This window comes from Methylobacterium sp. 391_Methyba4, assembly GCF_029691625.1.
GTDB classification, from domain to species: domain Bacteria; phylum Pseudomonadota; class Alphaproteobacteria; order Rhizobiales; family Beijerinckiaceae; genus Methylobacterium; species Methylobacterium fujisawaense.
Genome location: NZ_CP121475.1, coordinates 6,255,759 through 6,270,806, shown reverse-complemented (window position 1 = coordinate 6,270,806; position 15,048 = coordinate 6,255,759). Strand labels below are relative to the sequence as shown.

At 70.4% G+C, this 15,048-nt stretch carries 14 protein-coding genes; 10 read left to right on the top strand and 4 right to left on the bottom strand.

What is annotated here, in order from left to right:
* The first annotated feature begins 41 nt into the window (after positions 1–41).
* The 4 genes from paoA to P9K36_RS29605 all read left to right on the top strand — a co-directional run bounded on the left by paoA (position 42) and on the right by P9K36_RS29605 (position 5,554).
* Positions 42–692: an aldehyde dehydrogenase iron-sulfur subunit PaoA gene (paoA, locus tag P9K36_RS29620; RefSeq protein ID WP_043760372.1), complete on the top strand. Its 651-nt coding sequence runs from the start codon at positions 42–44 to the stop codon at positions 690–692.
* A gap of 10 nt (positions 693–702) precedes the next feature.
* Positions 703–1,677 carry a xanthine dehydrogenase family protein subunit M gene (locus tag P9K36_RS29615; RefSeq protein ID WP_043760371.1) on the top strand — a complete coding sequence of 325 codons (975 nt, stop codon included), beginning with the start codon at positions 703–705 and terminating at the stop codon, positions 1,675–1,677.
* A 24-nt stretch (positions 1,678–1,701) separates the two neighbouring features.
* Positions 1,702–3,924: a xanthine dehydrogenase family protein molybdopterin-binding subunit gene (locus tag P9K36_RS29610; protein WP_043760369.1), complete on the top strand. Its 2,223-nt coding sequence runs from the start codon at positions 1,702–1,704 to the stop codon at positions 3,922–3,924.
* An 88-nt stretch (positions 3,925–4,012) separates the two neighbouring features.
* Positions 4,013–5,554, top strand: coding sequence for an AMP-binding protein (locus tag P9K36_RS29605; RefSeq protein ID WP_043760367.1), 1,542 nt, complete (start codon positions 4,013–4,015; stop codon positions 5,552–5,554).
* A 126-nt stretch (positions 5,555–5,680) separates the two neighbouring features.
* Here P9K36_RS29605 and mgtE read toward each other — a convergent pair whose 3' ends face one another.
* On the bottom strand, positions 5,681–7,051 hold the full coding sequence (gene mgtE / locus P9K36_RS29600; RefSeq protein ID WP_043760365.1) for a magnesium transporter: 1,371 nt from the start codon (positions 7,049–7,051) through the stop codon (positions 5,681–5,683).
* 435 nt (positions 7,052–7,486) lie between these two features.
* Between mgtE and pqqA (P9K36_RS29595) the strand changes: the two genes are divergently transcribed.
* The 3 genes from pqqA (P9K36_RS29595) (at position 7,487) to P9K36_RS29585 (ending at position 8,858) form a co-directional block, all read left to right on the top strand.
* On the top strand, positions 7,487–7,576 hold the full coding sequence (pqqA, locus tag P9K36_RS29595) for a pyrroloquinoline quinone precursor peptide PqqA (RefSeq protein WP_007559223.1): 90 nt from the start codon (positions 7,487–7,489) through the stop codon (positions 7,574–7,576).
* Positions 7,577–7,656: 80 nt separating this feature from the next.
* A complete protein-coding gene (gene pqqA, locus P9K36_RS29590; RefSeq protein WP_007559225.1) occupies positions 7,657–7,746 on the top strand; it encodes a pyrroloquinoline quinone precursor peptide PqqA in 90 nt (29 codons plus the stop codon).
* 158 nt (positions 7,747–7,904) lie between these two features.
* The gene (locus P9K36_RS29585; RefSeq protein WP_075381371.1) at positions 7,905–8,858 is read left to right on the top strand and encodes a class I SAM-dependent methyltransferase; all 954 of its coding nucleotides are present in this window, start codon (positions 7,905–7,907) and stop codon (positions 8,856–8,858) included.
* A gap of 4 nt (positions 8,859–8,862) precedes the next feature.
* Here the strand turns inward: P9K36_RS29585 and P9K36_RS29580 are convergent, their stop codons facing one another.
* Positions 8,863–10,110 (bottom strand): nucleoside transporter C-terminal domain-containing protein, encoded by a 1,248-nt coding sequence (locus P9K36_RS29580; protein ID WP_182591180.1) that lies wholly within the window; start codon positions 10,108–10,110, stop codon positions 8,863–8,865.
* Positions 10,111–10,167: 57 nt separating this feature from the next.
* Positions 10,168–10,830 carry a TetR/AcrR family transcriptional regulator gene (locus P9K36_RS29575; RefSeq protein WP_051044742.1) on the bottom strand — a complete coding sequence of 221 codons (663 nt, stop codon included), beginning with the start codon at positions 10,828–10,830 and terminating at the stop codon, positions 10,168–10,170.
* Between the two features lie 99 nt (positions 10,831–10,929).
* On the opposite strand from P9K36_RS29575, the gene P9K36_RS29570 reads away from it, so the two are divergent.
* The 3 genes from P9K36_RS29570 to P9K36_RS29560 are packed head-to-tail and all read left to right on the top strand — an operon-like array spanning position 10,930 to position 14,154.
* On the top strand, positions 10,930–11,775 hold the full coding sequence (locus tag P9K36_RS29570; protein WP_278306310.1) for an SDR family oxidoreductase: 846 nt from the start codon (positions 10,930–10,932) through the stop codon (positions 11,773–11,775).
* Between the two features lies 1 nt (position 11,776).
* On the top strand, positions 11,777–12,679 hold the full coding sequence (locus tag P9K36_RS29565) for an alpha/beta hydrolase (RefSeq protein WP_043387506.1): 903 nt from the start codon (positions 11,777–11,779) through the stop codon (positions 12,677–12,679).
* Complete coding sequence (locus P9K36_RS29560; protein WP_278306309.1) at positions 12,676–14,154, top strand: NAD(P)/FAD-dependent oxidoreductase; 1,479 nt, start codon at positions 12,676–12,678, stop codon at positions 14,152–14,154. The genes P9K36_RS29565 and P9K36_RS29560 overlap by 4 nt, the downstream gene beginning before the upstream one ends.
* Positions 14,155–14,232: 78 nt before the next feature.
* On the opposite strand, the gene P9K36_RS29555 is transcribed toward P9K36_RS29560, so the two are convergent.
* Complete coding sequence (locus tag P9K36_RS29555; RefSeq protein WP_043349657.1) at positions 14,233–14,886, bottom strand: protein-L-isoaspartate O-methyltransferase; 654 nt, start codon at positions 14,884–14,886, stop codon at positions 14,233–14,235.
* Positions 14,887–15,048: the final 162 nt, after the last annotated feature.

Genomic DNA, 15,048 nt, shown 5'->3' with positions numbered 1-15,048 from the left:
GCGCCGCGCCGTCGAGCGCGGCGCACGGACGGGATGGCAGCATGACAGACGCGACTTCGAAGAAGCCGTTCGCCCTGACGCGGCGCGCCGTGGTGGAAGGCTGCGCGGCGGCCGGGGCGCTCGGCGCCCTCGGCTTCCGACCGGCCCCCGCAGCGGCGGCGCCGGGAGATCCCGCCCCGCAGACGATGCCGGTACGGCTCACCATCAATGGGCAGCCGCACGATCTCGTCCTCGACACGCGCACCACGCTCCTCGATGCGCTGCGCGAGCATCTGGCTCTCACCGGCACCAAGAAGGGCTGCGACCACGGCCAGTGCGGCGCCTGTACGGTGCTGGTGGACGGGCGTCGGATCAATGCGTGCCTGACGCTCGCGGCGATGCACGAGGGCGATCAGGTCACCACGATCGAGGGCCTCGCGGACGGCGAGAAGCTTCACCCGATGCAGGCCGCCTTCCTGGAACATGACGGCTTCCAATGCGGCTACTGCACGCCGGGCCAGATCTGCTCCTCGGTCGGCATGTTGAACGAGGCCAAGGCCGGTTGGCCGAGCCACGTCACCGAGGATCTCGCCTCGACCCCGACGCTCAGTGACGCCGAGATCCGCGAGCGGATGAGCGGCAACATCTGCCGCTGCAGCGCCTACCCGAACATCGTCGCGGCGATCCGCGACACCGCCGCCAGCAACCTCTGAGGGGGCGGACATGAAGGCTTTCACCTACGAGCGTCCCGCCACGGTTCAGGACGCGGCCAAGCTCGCGGCCGAGCGGCCGAACGCCAAGTTCATCGCGGGCGGCACCAACCTGCTCGACCTCATGAAGCTGCAGATCGAGACGCCGGCCACGCTGATCGACGTGAACCGGCTGCCCCTCGAGAAGGTTGAGGCCACGCAGGAGGGCGGCCTGCGTATCGGTGCGCTGGTGCGCAACTCCGACCTTGCCGCGGAGCCGCGGGTCCGGAAGGACTACGCCGTCCTGGCGAAGGCTCTGCTGGCCGGCGCCTCGGGGCAGCTGCGCAACAAGGCGACCACCGCCGGCAATCTGCTCCAGCGGACCCGCTGCTACTATTTCTACGACACGGCCATGCCCTGCAATAAGCGCGAGCCGGGTTCGGGCTGCGCGGCGATCGGCGGGTTCAACCGGATCATGGCGGTGGTGGGCGCCAGCGACTCCTGCATCGCCACCAACCCGTCCGACATGGCTGTCGCCATGCGCGCCCTCGACGCCACCGTCGAGACGATGGATCCGGCGGGTCAGACCCGACGGATCCCGATCGCCGATTTCCACCGGCTCCCCGGCGACACACCGCAGATCGAGACCGACCTGCGCAAGGGCGAGATCATCACGGCCGTGACCCTGCCGAAGCCGGTGGCCGGCATGCATATCTACCGCAAGGTCCGCGACCGGGCGTCCTACGCTTTCGCGACCGTCTCGGTGGCGGCGGTGATCGCGGGCGCCGAGGGCGGCAAGCCGAGCGCGGCGCGGCTCGCCTTCGGCGGCCTGGCGCACAAGCCCTGGCGGGTGGCCGAGGCCGAAGAAGCCCTGGTCCGGACCGGCTCAGCGGATGAGGCCGCCGACGCGGTGCTGAAGGGTGCCCGCGGCTACGGCAGCAACGACTTCAAGATTCCGCTGACCCGGCGGACCCTGCGCGCCGTGGTGGCGCAGGCGACCCGCGCTTAAGCCCCCCGATCAAGGACCGTCCCCATGGAGATGAACCAGCCGATCGGCCGGACGCCCCTCGACGACCGCGCCGACGGGCTCGTCGGGAAGCCGCTCGACCGCGTCGAAGGCAAGCTCAAGGTCACGGGCCACGCCCCCTACGCGTACGAGACCCGGGCGCTGAAGAACCCCGCCTACGGCTTCATCGTGCCGGCGACGATCGCGGCCGGCACCATCACGTCGATCGACGCCGAGACCGCCCGCCGGGCGCCCGGCACGATCCTGGTCATGACCCACGAGAACGTCCCCGAGCAGGGCGAGAAGAAGGAGCAGGTCTGGCCGCAACTCCAGGGGACGAAGGTCACGTTCTATGGTCAGCCCGTCGCCTTCGTGGTTGCCGAGACCTTCGAGCAGGCCCGCGCCGCCGCGATGCTGGTGAAGGTCCGCTACGACGCGGCTAAGCCCAAGGGGCTGCTTAAGGACAACCTGGCGGCGGCCTACGAGCCGAAGCCCGTCAATTCGCCGCCGGATTCGAAGCTCGGCGACTTCGACGCCGCCTTCGCGGCCGCGCCGGTGAAGCTCGACGTGGAATACGTCACGCCCAACCAGATCCACGCGCAGATGGAGCCGCACGCCACGATCGCGTCGTGGGAGGGCGACGGCGTTGTGCTCTACACCGCCAACCAGATGCTGAACCGCGGTCAGAAGGCGCTCGGCTCTGTGCTGAAGCTGCCGCCCGAAAAGGTGCGGATCGTGAGCCCCTATATCGGCGGCGGCTTCGGCTCGAAGCTCCAGGCTCAGCCGGAGGCGACGCTCGCCGTGTTGGCCTCGAAGCTGATCCAGCGCCCCGTGAAGGTCGCGCTCACGCGGCAGCAGGAGTTCCACGTCGGGACCCACCGGACCGACACGATCCAGCGGATCAGGCTCGGTGCCGATCAGGACGGGCGGCTCTCGGCGATCAGCCATGAATCCTGGTCCGACACGGCCGAGGGCGACGGGTTCTTCGAGACGTCGGCCAACGTCACCCGGTCGCTCTACGCGGCACAGAACCGGATCACGCGCCATCGGCTCGTGAACCTCAACATGCCCATCGCCTCGTCGATGCGCGCCCCTGGCGAGGCCGTGGGCCAGCTCGCCTTCGAGTGCGCCATGGATGAGCTGGCCGAGCATCTGAAGGTCGATCCGATCGAGCTGCGGGTGCGCAACGAGCCGGTCGAGGATCCCGAGAAGAAAGTCCCGTTCTCCACCCGCCAGCTCGTGCCCTGCATGCGCGAGGGGGCGCGCCTGTTCGGCTGGGACAAGCGGCAGGCGGCGGGCAGCCGCCGCGACGGCAACTGGCTCGTCGGCATGGGCATGTCGGCCGCCGCCCGCCTCAACCCGCTGATGCCCTCCGCCGCCAAGGTCCGTCTCGGGCCGGACGGCGTGCTGGTGGTGCGCATGGCCATGACCGATCCCGGGACCGGCACCTATACGATCCTCACCCAGATCGCCGGCGAGATGCTGGGCCTGCCGCCCGAGCGGGTCCGCGTCGAGATGGGCGACACCGACTTTCCCTTCGCCTCGGGTTCCGGCGGCTCGTTCGGCGCTGCGTCGGCGGGCTCTGCCCTCTACGTCGCCTGCGACAACCTCCGGCAGGCCCTGCTCAAGGCCGGCGACCTTAACCCGGACGGGGCGGTGTTCCGCGACTGCGCGGTGACCTCGGGCAATCGGACGGAGTCGCTGACCGATCTCGCCCGGTCGGGCATGGAGGCCGCCGGTGAGATCAAGCCCGGCGAGATGAAGCAGAAGTTCTCGCAATACTCCTACGGTGCGCACTTCGCCGAGGTCGGGGTCGATGTCGATACCGGTGAGATCCGGTTGCGGCGGATGCTCGGGGTCTTCACCGGGGGGCGCATCCTCAACGCCAAGACGGCGCGCAGTCAGGCGATCGGCGGCATGACCTTCGGGGTCGGGGCGGCTCTGATGGAAGATGCGGTGGTCGATCCGCGCTACAGCTACTTCGTCAACCACGACATGGCCGAGTACCATGTGCCGGTCCACGCCGACCTCCCGGCGATCGACGCGGTGTTCCTGCCCGAACTCGACGACAAGGCGAACCCGCTGAAGAGCAAGGGACTCGGCGAGCTCGGCATCTGCGGCGCCGGCGCCTCGCTCGCCAACGCGATCTACAACGCCACCGGGATCCGCGTGCGGGACTATCCGCTCACCCTCGACAAGATGCTCAAGGGCTTCGAAGAGCAGGAGGGCCAAGCGCAGCGGCGGACCTGACCGGAGGCAAAGGCCTGGGCGGCCGCGGTTGACGGCCGCCCGCGCAGGCGGGACACCCGGCCGAAAGCCCGAATACGGGGAGCGCCCGGTGCCCGACAGCCTTGCCAACGACCGTCATCCGCCCGCGCGGTTCAACGCCGCGCGGTACTGCCTGGCCGAGAATGCGCGCCTGCGCCCCGACAAGACGGCGCTCGTGATGGTCGGGGATGGCACCGCGGAGCGGCTGAGTTTCGGCGACGTCGAGCGGGCGGTGCGCGGCATCGCGGCGGGCCTGCTGGATCTCGGCCTGGAACCCGGCGACCGGGTGATGATCCGCATGGGCAACGAGGCCGACTACGTCCTCCTCTATTTCGGGGCCCTGGCGGCGGGCCTCGTCGCCCTGCCCTCCTCGCCGCAGCTCACCGCGGGCGAGGCGGCGTTTCTCATGGACAATTCCGGCGCCGCCGCGGTGGTGATCGGAGGCGGTTGCACGGTCGCGCCCGAGGCCCTGGGCGGACGCCTCCTGCTCGACGCCGCCGCCATCGCGCGGATGAAGGCGGGGCCGCCCCTGCCGGCCTACGCCGACACCGCCGCGGACGACCCGGCGATGCTGATCTACACCTCCGGCACGACGAGCCGGCCGAAGGGCGTGCTCCACGCCCACCGCGCCACCTACGGCCGCCGGCCGATGCGCGACCACTGGCTCGGCCTCACCGAATCCGACGTGATGCTGCATGCCGGCACCATGAACTGGACCTACACGCTGGGCGTCGGTTTGAGCGATCCCTGGTCGGTGGGCGCGACGGCGGTGCTCTACAACGGTCCACGCGACCCCGCCGTCTGGCCGCGCCTCATCGCCCGGTACGGCGCGACCCTGTTCGCCGCCGTCCCGACGCTCTACCGCCAGATCCTCAAATACGGCGACCTCGGCGCCCAGGACCTGTCGAGCCTGCGCCACGGCTGCACGGCGGGCGAGCCCCTCTCGGTGGAGCTGCTCGATGCCTGGCGGCAGGCCACCGGCAAGCCCCTCTACGAGGCGCTCGGGATGAGCGAGATCTCGACCTACATCTCCAGCGGCCCGACGATTCCCGTGCGTCCCGGCTCGCCGGGCAAGCCGCAGCCCGGTCGGCGGGTGGCGATCCTGCCCGTCGAGGGCGAGCCGGTCCCGCTGCCGGCCGGCGAGAGCGGGCTCCTCGCCGTCCATCGGACCGAGCCGGCGCTGATGCTCGGCTACTGGAACCGCCCCGAGGAAGAGGCCGAGGTGATGCGCGGCGACTGGTTCGTCGGCGGCGATCTCGCCCGGCTCGACGCGGATGGCTACCTCTGGTTCGAAGGCCGCAACAACGACCTGATGAAGGCGATGGGCTACCGGGTCTCGCCCAACGAGGTCGAGGCGGTGCTGTCCGACCACCCGTCCGTGGCGGAGGTCGGCGTGGCCGAACTGCCTGTGCGGGCAGACGTCTCGGTCATCTGCGGTTTCGTGGTGCTCCAGCCGGACGCCGAGCCCGACGCGGAGGGCCTGCTGGCCTGGTGCGCCGAGCGGCTCGCCGCCTACAAGCGGCCGCGGGAAATCCGCTTCCTCGACGCCCTGCCGCGCACGCCCAACGGCAAGGTCCAGCGCAAGCGGCTCGCCGCGACTGCGGCCGGTTGACCGGCGCCGCCGCTTGCTGGCTCGCCCCGGCGTTTCGAGGGCGCCGCAACAGGCCCCCTCTCCCGTCCGGGAGAGGGTCGGGGGGAGGGATCGGGTCTTGCCGAGGCTTGCCGGACCGGACGCCCCCTACAGCAGCGTCCCGCGCAGGATCAGCAGGGCCACCGAGAAATAGATGACGAGCCCGGTGACATCGACCAGCGTCGCCACGAACGGCGCCGAGGCGGTGGCCGGATCGAAGCCGATCCGCTGCAGCAGGAAGGGCAGCATCGAGCCGGCGAGCGATCCGAAGGTCACGATCCCGACGAGCGCCGCGCCCACCGTTGCGGCCACCAGCGGCCAGTGCTCGCCGTAATCGTAGAGGCCGAACTTCTGCCACGCGACGATGCGGACGACCGCGATCACCCCGAGGATCGCCCCGAGCACGATCCCGGTGGGCAGTTCCCGCAGGGCCACCCGCCACCAGTCCCGCAGCCGGATCTGGTGCAGGGCCAGCGCCCGTATCAGCAGCGAGGTCGCCTGAGATCCGGAATTGCCCCCCGAACTCATGATCAGCGGGATGAACAGCGTCAGGACGATCGCCTTCTCCAGTTCCCCCTCGAAGCCCTGCATGGCCGAGGCGGTGAGCATCTCCGACAGGAACAGCGCGCACAGCCAGCCGGCGCGCTTCCGGATCATCGTGAAGAAGCCGATATCCATGTAGGGCTCGGGCAGCGCCTCCATGCCGCCGAAGCGCTGCACGTCCTGCGTCTGCTTCTCGATCATCGCGTCGATCATGTCGTCGACCGTGACGATGCCGATCACGTGCCCGACCGCGTCGACCACCGGCAGCGCGAGAAGATCGTATTTCGAGATCAGTCGGGCCGCCTCCTCGCGGCTGGCCGTCGGCGAAACGGCGAGGGGCCGGCGTCCCGGCGCGACGCTGAGGACGTTGTCGCTCGGATCGCCCGAGATCAGCCGCCGCAGGGGCACCGCCTTGGTCAGCGCGCGGGTGCGCGGGTCGAGCACGAAGATCGCGTAGATCGTCTCGCGGGTCTTCTCCACATGGCGGATGTGCTCCAGGGTCTGGCTCACCGTCCAGGTGCCCGGCACGGTGACGAACTCCGTGGTCATCAGAGAGCCCACGGTCTCCTCGCCGTAGGCCGAGAGCCGGTCCACGGCGCCGCGTGTCTCGGCGTCGAGGCGCGCGCGCAGGTCGGAGCGGCCGGGCTCCTCGATCTCGCGGAACACGTCCGTGACCCGGTCGGCCGACATGCCCGACAGGTAGCCGGCCACCCGGTCCCGGGGCAGCATCTCGATGATGTCGGCGGCGCAGTCGAGTTCCGGCTGGTCCAGCACCTCGATCGCCCGCTCCGTCGGCAGACCGAGCAGGATGGCGGCGGCAACCTCCGGAGCCTCGTCGTTCAGCGCTTCGACGATGTCGGGCGCCCGTTCGTCCGAAAGACGTGCGGCCAAGACGGAGGGATCGACTCGCGTGTCGAAGGGCGCGATCTCGTTCATGGCCTCGCCTCGTGGGTTACGAGGCGACGCGTCGCCGGTCATCCTAGATCAGGGCCGTGGCCGGCCGCCGCGTCGATCGCCCCGCGGCCAGGCCTCTCAGCGGCTCAGGCGGGATGACGACACGGGGCCGGGCACGGCAGGCACGATCGGTCGGGCACGTCGCTTCGCTGGTCGCTGCTGGAAAGGGAACGCGGCACCGTCGAAGACGCCGTCGCGCGGGTGCGTCGTGCGCCCGAGCAAGAGGCCCGTCAAGCCGAAACAGCGCCCATCCGCAGCCGATGCCGAACGACGCTCCGTCGGGTGGCCGCGCGGCCACGGACGGGTGGGCCCCGCCGGCCAGCAACCCAGCCTATGAGAAATATAAGTGTTGTGCTCACTTGTATTGCGTCCAAGATATTGCCTATATGGATCTCACCAACAGCGAGGAGAAACGCCATGGCCTGGTCCGCCCCGATCGTGTCCGAGATCTGCGTCGGCATGGAAGTCACCAGCTACGAGTCGGCTGAGATCGATACGTTCAACTAAGTCGCTCACGGTTCGGAGCGCCCGACGCTCCGGCCTTTGCGGCTTCTTCATCCATCGCATCAATTCACTTGGAGGAAATCATGGCTTGGTCCGCACCCGTCGTGTCTGAGATCTGCGTCGGCATGGAAGTCACCAGCTACGAGTCGGCTGAGATCGACACGTTCAACTGAGACGTCGACATCACGTTCTGGGGCGCCGCTTCATCCGAAGCGGCGCTTTTCTTTTGTGCGCGCATGACATGCTGCGCCTCGGCTTGACCTGCCACACCAAACTGTGCCGCTGAACCGCCACCGGGCCATGTGAGCCTGCAGAGCGAGCGAGGACGGGTTTGGCGGACACTGCGTATTCGGCCGATCAAGCGATCCCACCCTGCCCGATCACCGGTGCCCCCGCCCTGCGCTGCGTCGAGCGCCTGGACGCCGCCTTCCTGACGCTGCTCTGGCACTATTCCGGCCGCGTCGATGTCGGGCCGCTGCTGCGCCCCGCCGGGACGTTCCGGCTCTGGGAATCACCGACCGGGCTGATCTTCTTCGATCCGCCGGTGGCTGGCGATGCGGCCTTCTACCGGGCGTTCTACGGCCGGATCGCCGCGCACGATAAGCTCGCCGGGCCGGAGACGGAGCGCCTGGAGTTCCGCCAGGCCGCCACGCATGTGCCGTCGGGTGCCCGGGTGCTCGACGTGGGCTGCGGCCACGGCGGTTTCCGCGCCTACGTGCCGGAGGCCACCTATACCGGCCTCGACCCGAATTTTTCCGCCGAGGACCCGACCGGGACGATCCTCGCCGAGACCGTGGAGGCGCACGCGGCGCGCCTCGGTCCGGTCTACGACGTGGCCTGCGCCTTCCAGGTCATCGAGCATGTGGCGGACCCGCTGGGATTCGCCCGGGCGCTGGCGGCCTGCGTCAAGCCGGGCGGCCTGATTCTGATCGGGACGCCGCTCTGGCCCTCGCCCAACACCACGATCCCGAACTTCGTCATTAACGCGCCGCCCCACCATCTGACGTGGTGGACGCCCGCCGCTCTCGAGGCACTGGCCGGAACCTTGGGCTGCACCGCCGAGGGGGTCCATGCCATCGGCATGGACCGGCACGATTCGCTGATTCACTGGATGGCCAAGGTCAGCCCCGTCCGCTGCCGCGACCGCTTCTTCCGGCGGACGTGGTCCTGGGCGCTGGCGCTCGCCTTCGCCTACGGCGTCGGGTCGGTCCTCGACCGCTGCCTGCCGGTGCCGAAACGGACGCGCCCGAACGCGCTGCTGCTCGTGGCGCGGACGGGCACCTGATCCCTCACGCCACGAACAGCCCCGCGATCGCCGCGCTCGTGAGATTCGACAGCGTCCCCGCCAGGATCGCCCGCAGGCCGTACCGGGCCACCTCGGCGCGGCGCTCCGGGACGAGGCTGGAGAAGCTCGCGAGCTGGATCGCGATCGAGGCGAAGTTGGCGAAGCCGCACAGGGCGAAGCAGACGATCGCCTGCGCGCGCGGGTCGAGGGTGCCGGCCTTCAGGACCGGCGACAGGTTGGCGTAGGCCAGGAACTCGTTGAAGGCGAGCTTCTGGCCGATCGCCCCGCCGACCAGGGTCGCCTGCTCCCAGGGCACGCCGAGGAGCCAGGCCAGCGGGGCGAGGGCCCAGCCGAGCACGCCCTCGAACGAGGCGGCGGGATACCCGACCCATCCGCCCAGCATGCCGAAGAGGCCGTCCGCCAGGGCGATCAGCCCGACGAAGGCGATCAGCATGGCCCCCACCGAGACCGCCACCGCGAGCCCCTTCTGGGTCCCGTCGGCCGCCGCCTCGATGATGTTGGCCGCCCGCGTCTCGCCGAACTCGACCCGGGTGGTGGTGATCCGGGTCGGCTCCGTCGATGGCATCAGGATCTTGGCGTAGACGAGGCCCCCCGGGATCGCCATCACCGAGGCGGCGAGCAGGTAGGTCATGGGCACGCCGAGGGCCGCGTAGCCCGCCAGGATCGATCCTGCCGTGGACGCGGCGCCGCTCGACATGACGGCGAACAACTCGGCCCCGGTGAGCAGGGCGAGGAACGGGCGCAGCGCGACGGCGATCTCGCTCTGGCCGATGGCGATGGTGATCACCGCCGAGAACGACTCGATGGGGGACGTGCCCAGAATCCGCCGGAGCGCCGCGCCGAGGAGGCGAGCCAGCGCCTGCATCACGCCGAGATGGTAGAGCACGCCGATGAGCGCGGAGACATAGAGGATCTGCGGCAGGACCCGCAGCGCCAGGATGAAGCCCGAGCCGCCGAACAGCTCGAACATCCTCGGCTCGACGAGACCGCCGAACAGGAAGGCGGTGCCGCGATCGCCGTAGGACAGCACGGTCACGACCGCGTCGGCGACAGCCCGCAGCGCGGCCTGCCCGGCGGGAAGAAACAGGACCAGAGCACCGAGCCCCACCTGCAGGGCCAGCCCGGCGAGCACCACGCGGAGACGGATCGCCCGCCGATTGGTCGAGAACAGGATGGCGACGGCGAGCAGCACCAGAAGGCTGAGGCCGGCATGGATCAGGCGGTCGAGCATCGTGTCCTTCGGCTCCGAGCTTGGCCGGAGCGTATGGAAGGTTCAGGCCAGACGCCGTCAATCCGGGCTGTCCGGTGCGAGATAGGGGGCGAACAGGTCGCGGAGCTGCGCGAAGCCCCAGTCCAGATCGGCCTCCGTCAGGGTGGTGCCCCCCTGGAGGCGATGGTTCATCCAGTGGCTGGACACGATCCAGGCATTGTCGATGAGCCGCCCGAGGGCCTCCGGTGCGATCCGCAGCCGTCCCGCCCGCACGGCTGCCTCGAAGACACCGCGGGCCAGCGCCTGGGTCTCGGCCCGCAGGGCATGGATCCGCGGTCGCAATGCCGGGGCGATGTCCACCATGGCGATCCCGTCGCGGTAGATGCAGCGGTAGCGCCAGATCAGGTCGAACCACGCCCGCTGGTAGCCGAGCAGCGCTTCCGGAGCGGCGGGGTCGGCGGGCATGCGGCCGGCCACCGCCAGCGCCTCTGCCTCGAAGGCGGCGAACACGGCTTCGACCAAGCCGCTCTTGCGCGGAAAGTGATACTGCAGATTGCCCTCGCGGATCCCCGCCGCGGCCGCGATCTCCGCCGTCGTGACACGGCCGAGGCCGCGGGCGTTGAACAGCGCGAGGCTGACTGCGAGGATTCGCGTGCGCGTATCCGGGATCGGCACGGCAGGACCAGCCTCCGGGCTGGCCTCCACATCGAAGTCGAACCTGCGGCCCTCGCCCCGCGGCATGATCCCATCCTCGTCTAGGGTGTTCACCCTAGACAATCAGGCCGGCCGGGCCTATCCCCCTGAAGACCGATCCAGGTCGACGATACGGGGAGGCGCGGTTTGGCACAGCGGTTCCAACTCGCGGGCGCGGTGGCCCTGATCACCGGCGCGGCGAGCGGTATCGGTGCGGCCCTGGCCGAAGGCCTCGCCGCGAAGGGCTGCAATCTTCTCCTCGTGGACCGGGACGCGACCGGGCTGGCGGCCACCGCCGGGAAGATCCGCGGTGTCTCGGTCGAGACCCGCGTCCTCGATCTCACGGATGCCGAAGGGATCCGCGCGCTGCCGGACTGGGTCGTAGAACGGTCCGGGCATCTCGACATTCTGATCAACAATGCCGGCGTCGCCCTCGGCGGCCGGTTCGACGAGACGCATCTCGACGATTTCGAGTGGCTGCTCGACATCAACCTGCGCGCCGTCGTGCGGTTGTGCCACGCCTTCCTGCCGATGCTGCGTGCCCGGCCGGCGGCGCAGATCGTCAACCTGTCGAGCCTGTTCGGGCTGATCGCGCCGCCGGGTCAGGTCGCCTACAGCACCAGCAAGTTCGGGGTGCGCGGCTTCTCGGAGGCCCTGCGGCACGAATATGCCGGCACCGGACTCGGGGTGACGGTGGTCCATCCGGGCGGCGTCGCCACCGCCATCTCGCGCAACGCCCGCGGCCGGCGACCGCCGACCGATCCGGAGGCGGCGAAGCGCGCGTCCGTGGAGGACGAGAAGGCGCGAGAGGCGTTCGGCAAGCTCCTGACCCTGGCGCCCGCCGACGCGGCCGCCGCGATCATCCGCGGCATCGAGGCCCGGGCGCCCCGGATCGTCGTCGGCAAGGACGCCAAGAATGCCGCGCTGATCCAGCGGCTGATGCCTGTGGGCTACTGGAAGACGATCGTGCGTCTGTCCGGAGGGGCGCTCTGAGATGGCGAGCCTGCGTGCGTATCTCGGGGCCTACATGGTCCGAAGCCGGGTCCGGGGGCCTCTGGCACGGGCGCGGGACGTGGCCGCGTTCCGCCGCATCTTCGAGGCGCCGGCCTTCCCCGACCCCAAGGGCGTGACCTACGAGCCGGGCATCGTCGGCGGCGTCAAAGGCGAGTGGATCCGGCCGAAGGCGGGTCCCGGCCGGCGGATGCTCTACATCCATGGCGGCGGCTTCATCGCCTGCTCGCCCCGGACGCACCGTCCCGTCACGGGCGCCCTGGCGAACCGGGGCTTCACGATCTTCGCCCCCGATTACCGCCTCGCCCCCGAGCATCCGTTCCCCGCGGCGGTCGACGACGTGACGGCGGTCTGGGCGGCGTTCAGCGCCGAGGGCGCCGCCTGCGTGGCGGGGGAATCGGCCGGCGGAAACCTCGCCCTCGTGCTGATGGGCGAAGCCCGCGCCAGGGGTCTGCCGATGCCCTGGGCGGCGGCCCTCTTCTCCCCGGCCACGGATTTCGTCTCCGAGGACGGGTCACGGGTTTCCAATGCATGGCGCGATGCCATGTTCGACCCGCAGGCCCTCGCGGCGATCCGGCCGATGTATCTGGGCGGCGCCGATCCGGCCGATCCGCGAATCTCGCCGATCTACGGCGACCCGACCGGCTTCCCGCCGCTGCTGTTCCATGTCGGCGCGCGCGAGGTCCTGCGCGACGATTCCGTCCGCATGGCCGAGCGGGCCCGCGCGGCCGGCGTCGAGACCGAACTCAAGCTCTTCCCGGTCGTGTCTCACGCCTGGCAATTCGCCGCCGGCATGCTGCCGGAGGCGCGGGCCTCCCTCGATGAGGCCGCGGCCTTCCTGAAGGCGCACGCGCCCCACGCCCCCTCCGGGAGCCCTCTGCCATGACCGAGACCGCGTCCGAGACCGCGTCCGAGACCCTGGCCGTCCTGATCGTCGGCGCGGGCTTCTCGGGGCTCGCGATGGCGATCCGGTGCCGGCAGGCGGGCATCGGCCCGCTGCGGGTGATCGAGAAGGCCGACGGCATCGGCGGCACGTGGCACGACAACACCTATCCGGGGGCGGCCTGCGATATCCCCTCGCACCTCTACTCCCTGTCCTTCGCCCCGAAGGCCGACTGGAGCCGGATGTACGCGCCGCAGCCGGAGATCCTGGCCTACCTGAAGGACACCGCCGAGCGGAACGGGCTGATGCCCCTGATCCAGCTGGGGACGACCTTCACCGGGGCCACGTGGGACGCGGCGCGCGCCCTGTGGCACGTGGAGACCGACCGGGGGCCGATCACGGCGCGCGCGATCGTCTCCGGGATGGGCGGGCTGCATCATCCCGCCTATCCCGACATCCCGGGTCGCGAGGCGTTCGCCGGGCCCGCCTTCCACACGGCGGCCTGGGACCATGCCGTGGCGCTCGAGGGCAAGCGCGTCGGGGTGATCGGCACGGGCGCCAGCGCGATCCAGGTGGTGCCGGAGCTCGCCGCCATCGCGTCCCACCTCACCCTGTTCCAGCGCACGCCGCCCTGGATCATGCCGAAGAACGACCACGCCATCGCGGAGGGCACCAAGAGCCGCTACCGGCGCGTGCCGTTCAGCCGGCGGCTCGAACGGGCGCGGCTGTTCTGGCTGCACGAGGTGCGTGCGCTCCTCGGCTTCACCAAGGTCTCGAAGCTCACCGGTCAGGCCGAGGCTCTGGCCCGGCGCCATCTCGCCAAGGCGGTCCCCGACAAGACCCTGAGGGCGAAGCTGACGCCGAGCTACCGGCTCGGCTGCAAGCGGGTGCTGATCTCCGACGACTACTACCCTGCGCTCCAGCGCCCGAACGTCACCCTGGAGACGGACGGCATCGCCCGGCTCACCGAGACCGGCGTGACCACCGAGGCCGGACGGCACCACGACCTCGACGTGATCGTCTACGCCACGGGCTTCGACGTGACCGCGACCTTCGCGCGGATGAAGCTCGTCGGCCGCGGCGGCCGGACTCTGACCGAGGCCTGGGCCGACGGCATGGGCGCCTACCAGGGCATCACGGTCGCGGGGTTTCCCAACTACTTTATGCTGCTCGGGCCCAACACCGGGCTCGGCCACAACTCGGTCGTCTCGATGATCGAGATCCAGGTGCAGCACGTCCTCGACTGTCTCAAAGCCCTGCGTCGCGGGACGAAGACCGTCGAGGTCCGGCCGGAGGCCCAGGCCCGGTTCGTCGACCGGATCCACAGCCGCATGGCCGACAGCATCTGGCAGGCCGGGGGCTGCCGCAGCTGGTACCTCGACGCGAGCGGGCGCAACAACACCCTCTGGCCCGACTCGGTCATGGCGTATCGCCGGAGCGCCCGCCGGGCCCGGCTGGGGGATTACAGGCTCGGCTGATCGCGGCCTGCGCGCCCCGTCCCGGATCCGCCCGCTTCGCCCGCGAGGACGGAGGCGGGGGTGATCCGGCGCGCGGTGTCAGAACGCGAAACCGGCTTCCGCCGCGAAGGCCTCGAGACCGGGCAGCGACGCGTCGAACAGCGGACGGGCCCCAAACGCGTCGCCGGCACGCACGAAGAGCGTGACCTTGGCGTTGCGGTGCGGGCCGAACACGCAGACCAGGCGGCCGTCATCCTTGAGCTGGTTCAGCAGCGCCTGCGGCCGGACCTCGACGCGGCCGTTGATCAGGATGACGTCGAAGGGCCCCTGCTTGGGCGCGCCGGCGGCGATCGGGCCTTCGATCACCTGTGCGGAGGCGCCGAGACGGGTGCGCGCCGCCTCGGCGAGGTCGGGCACCGATTCCAGCGCCGTGACCTGCGCGCCGAGCTGCGCCATGACCGCCGCCGCGTAGCCGGTGCCGGTGGCGACGTCGAGGGCGGCGACGCCCGGCCGGATCCGCAGGGCCTGGATCATCCGGGCCACGACCATCGGGGCCGGCATGCAGCGGGTCTCGCCGCCGGCCTCACCGAGGCTCAGGGTCTGGTCGATATACGCGAAGGGCTCGCGGCCCTTCGGCACGAAGTCCTCACGCGGCACGGTGTCGAACGCGTCGAGCACCGTGTTGTCGTTCACGTCGAAGGTCCGCAACTGGCAGTCGACCATCATCCGCCGCGCCTGCGCGTAATCGATCATCGATACGTGTCCTCGAACCGGATCGGAACGCCGCGTCGGCCGGGCTCCGGCGGACGGCCGGCAGCCCCGGCCAAGCCTAAGCTTCCCGGACGGGGGGCGTTTTCGGAGATCATTGCCCAAAACGCAAGGTGAGCCGACACGGCAGCCGACGTCGGTCGCGGA

Coding starts and splice junctions, on each gene's coding strand:
- paoA (WP_043760372.1), top strand. CDS start 42: ATGACAGACGCGACTTCGAAGAAGCCGTTCGCCCTGACGCGGCGCGCC.
- P9K36_RS29615 (WP_043760371.1), top strand. CDS start 703: ATGAAGGCTTTCACCTACGAGCGTCCCGCCACGGTTCAGGACGCGGCC.
- P9K36_RS29610 (WP_043760369.1), top strand. CDS start 1,702: ATGGAGATGAACCAGCCGATCGGCCGGACGCCCCTCGACGACCGCGCC.
- mgtE (WP_043760365.1), bottom strand. CDS start 7,051: ATGAACGAGATCGCGCCCTTCGACACGCGAGTCGATCCCTCCGTCTTG.
- pqqA (WP_007559223.1), top strand. CDS start 7,487: ATGGCCTGGTCCGCCCCGATCGTGTCCGAGATCTGCGTCGGCATGGAA.
- pqqA (WP_007559225.1), top strand. CDS start 7,657: ATGGCTTGGTCCGCACCCGTCGTGTCTGAGATCTGCGTCGGCATGGAA.
- P9K36_RS29580 (WP_182591180.1), bottom strand. CDS start 10,110: ATGCTCGACCGCCTGATCCATGCCGGCCTCAGCCTTCTGGTGCTGCTC.
- P9K36_RS29575 (WP_051044742.1), bottom strand. CDS start 10,830: ATGCCGCGGGGCGAGGGCCGCAGGTTCGACTTCGATGTGGAGGCCAGC.
- P9K36_RS29565 (WP_043387506.1), top strand. CDS start 11,777: ATGGCGAGCCTGCGTGCGTATCTCGGGGCCTACATGGTCCGAAGCCGG.
- P9K36_RS29560 (WP_278306309.1), top strand. CDS start 12,676: ATGACCGAGACCGCGTCCGAGACCGCGTCCGAGACCCTGGCCGTCCTG.
- P9K36_RS29555 (WP_043349657.1), bottom strand. CDS start 14,886: ATGATCGATTACGCGCAGGCGCGGCGGATGATGGTCGACTGCCAGTTG.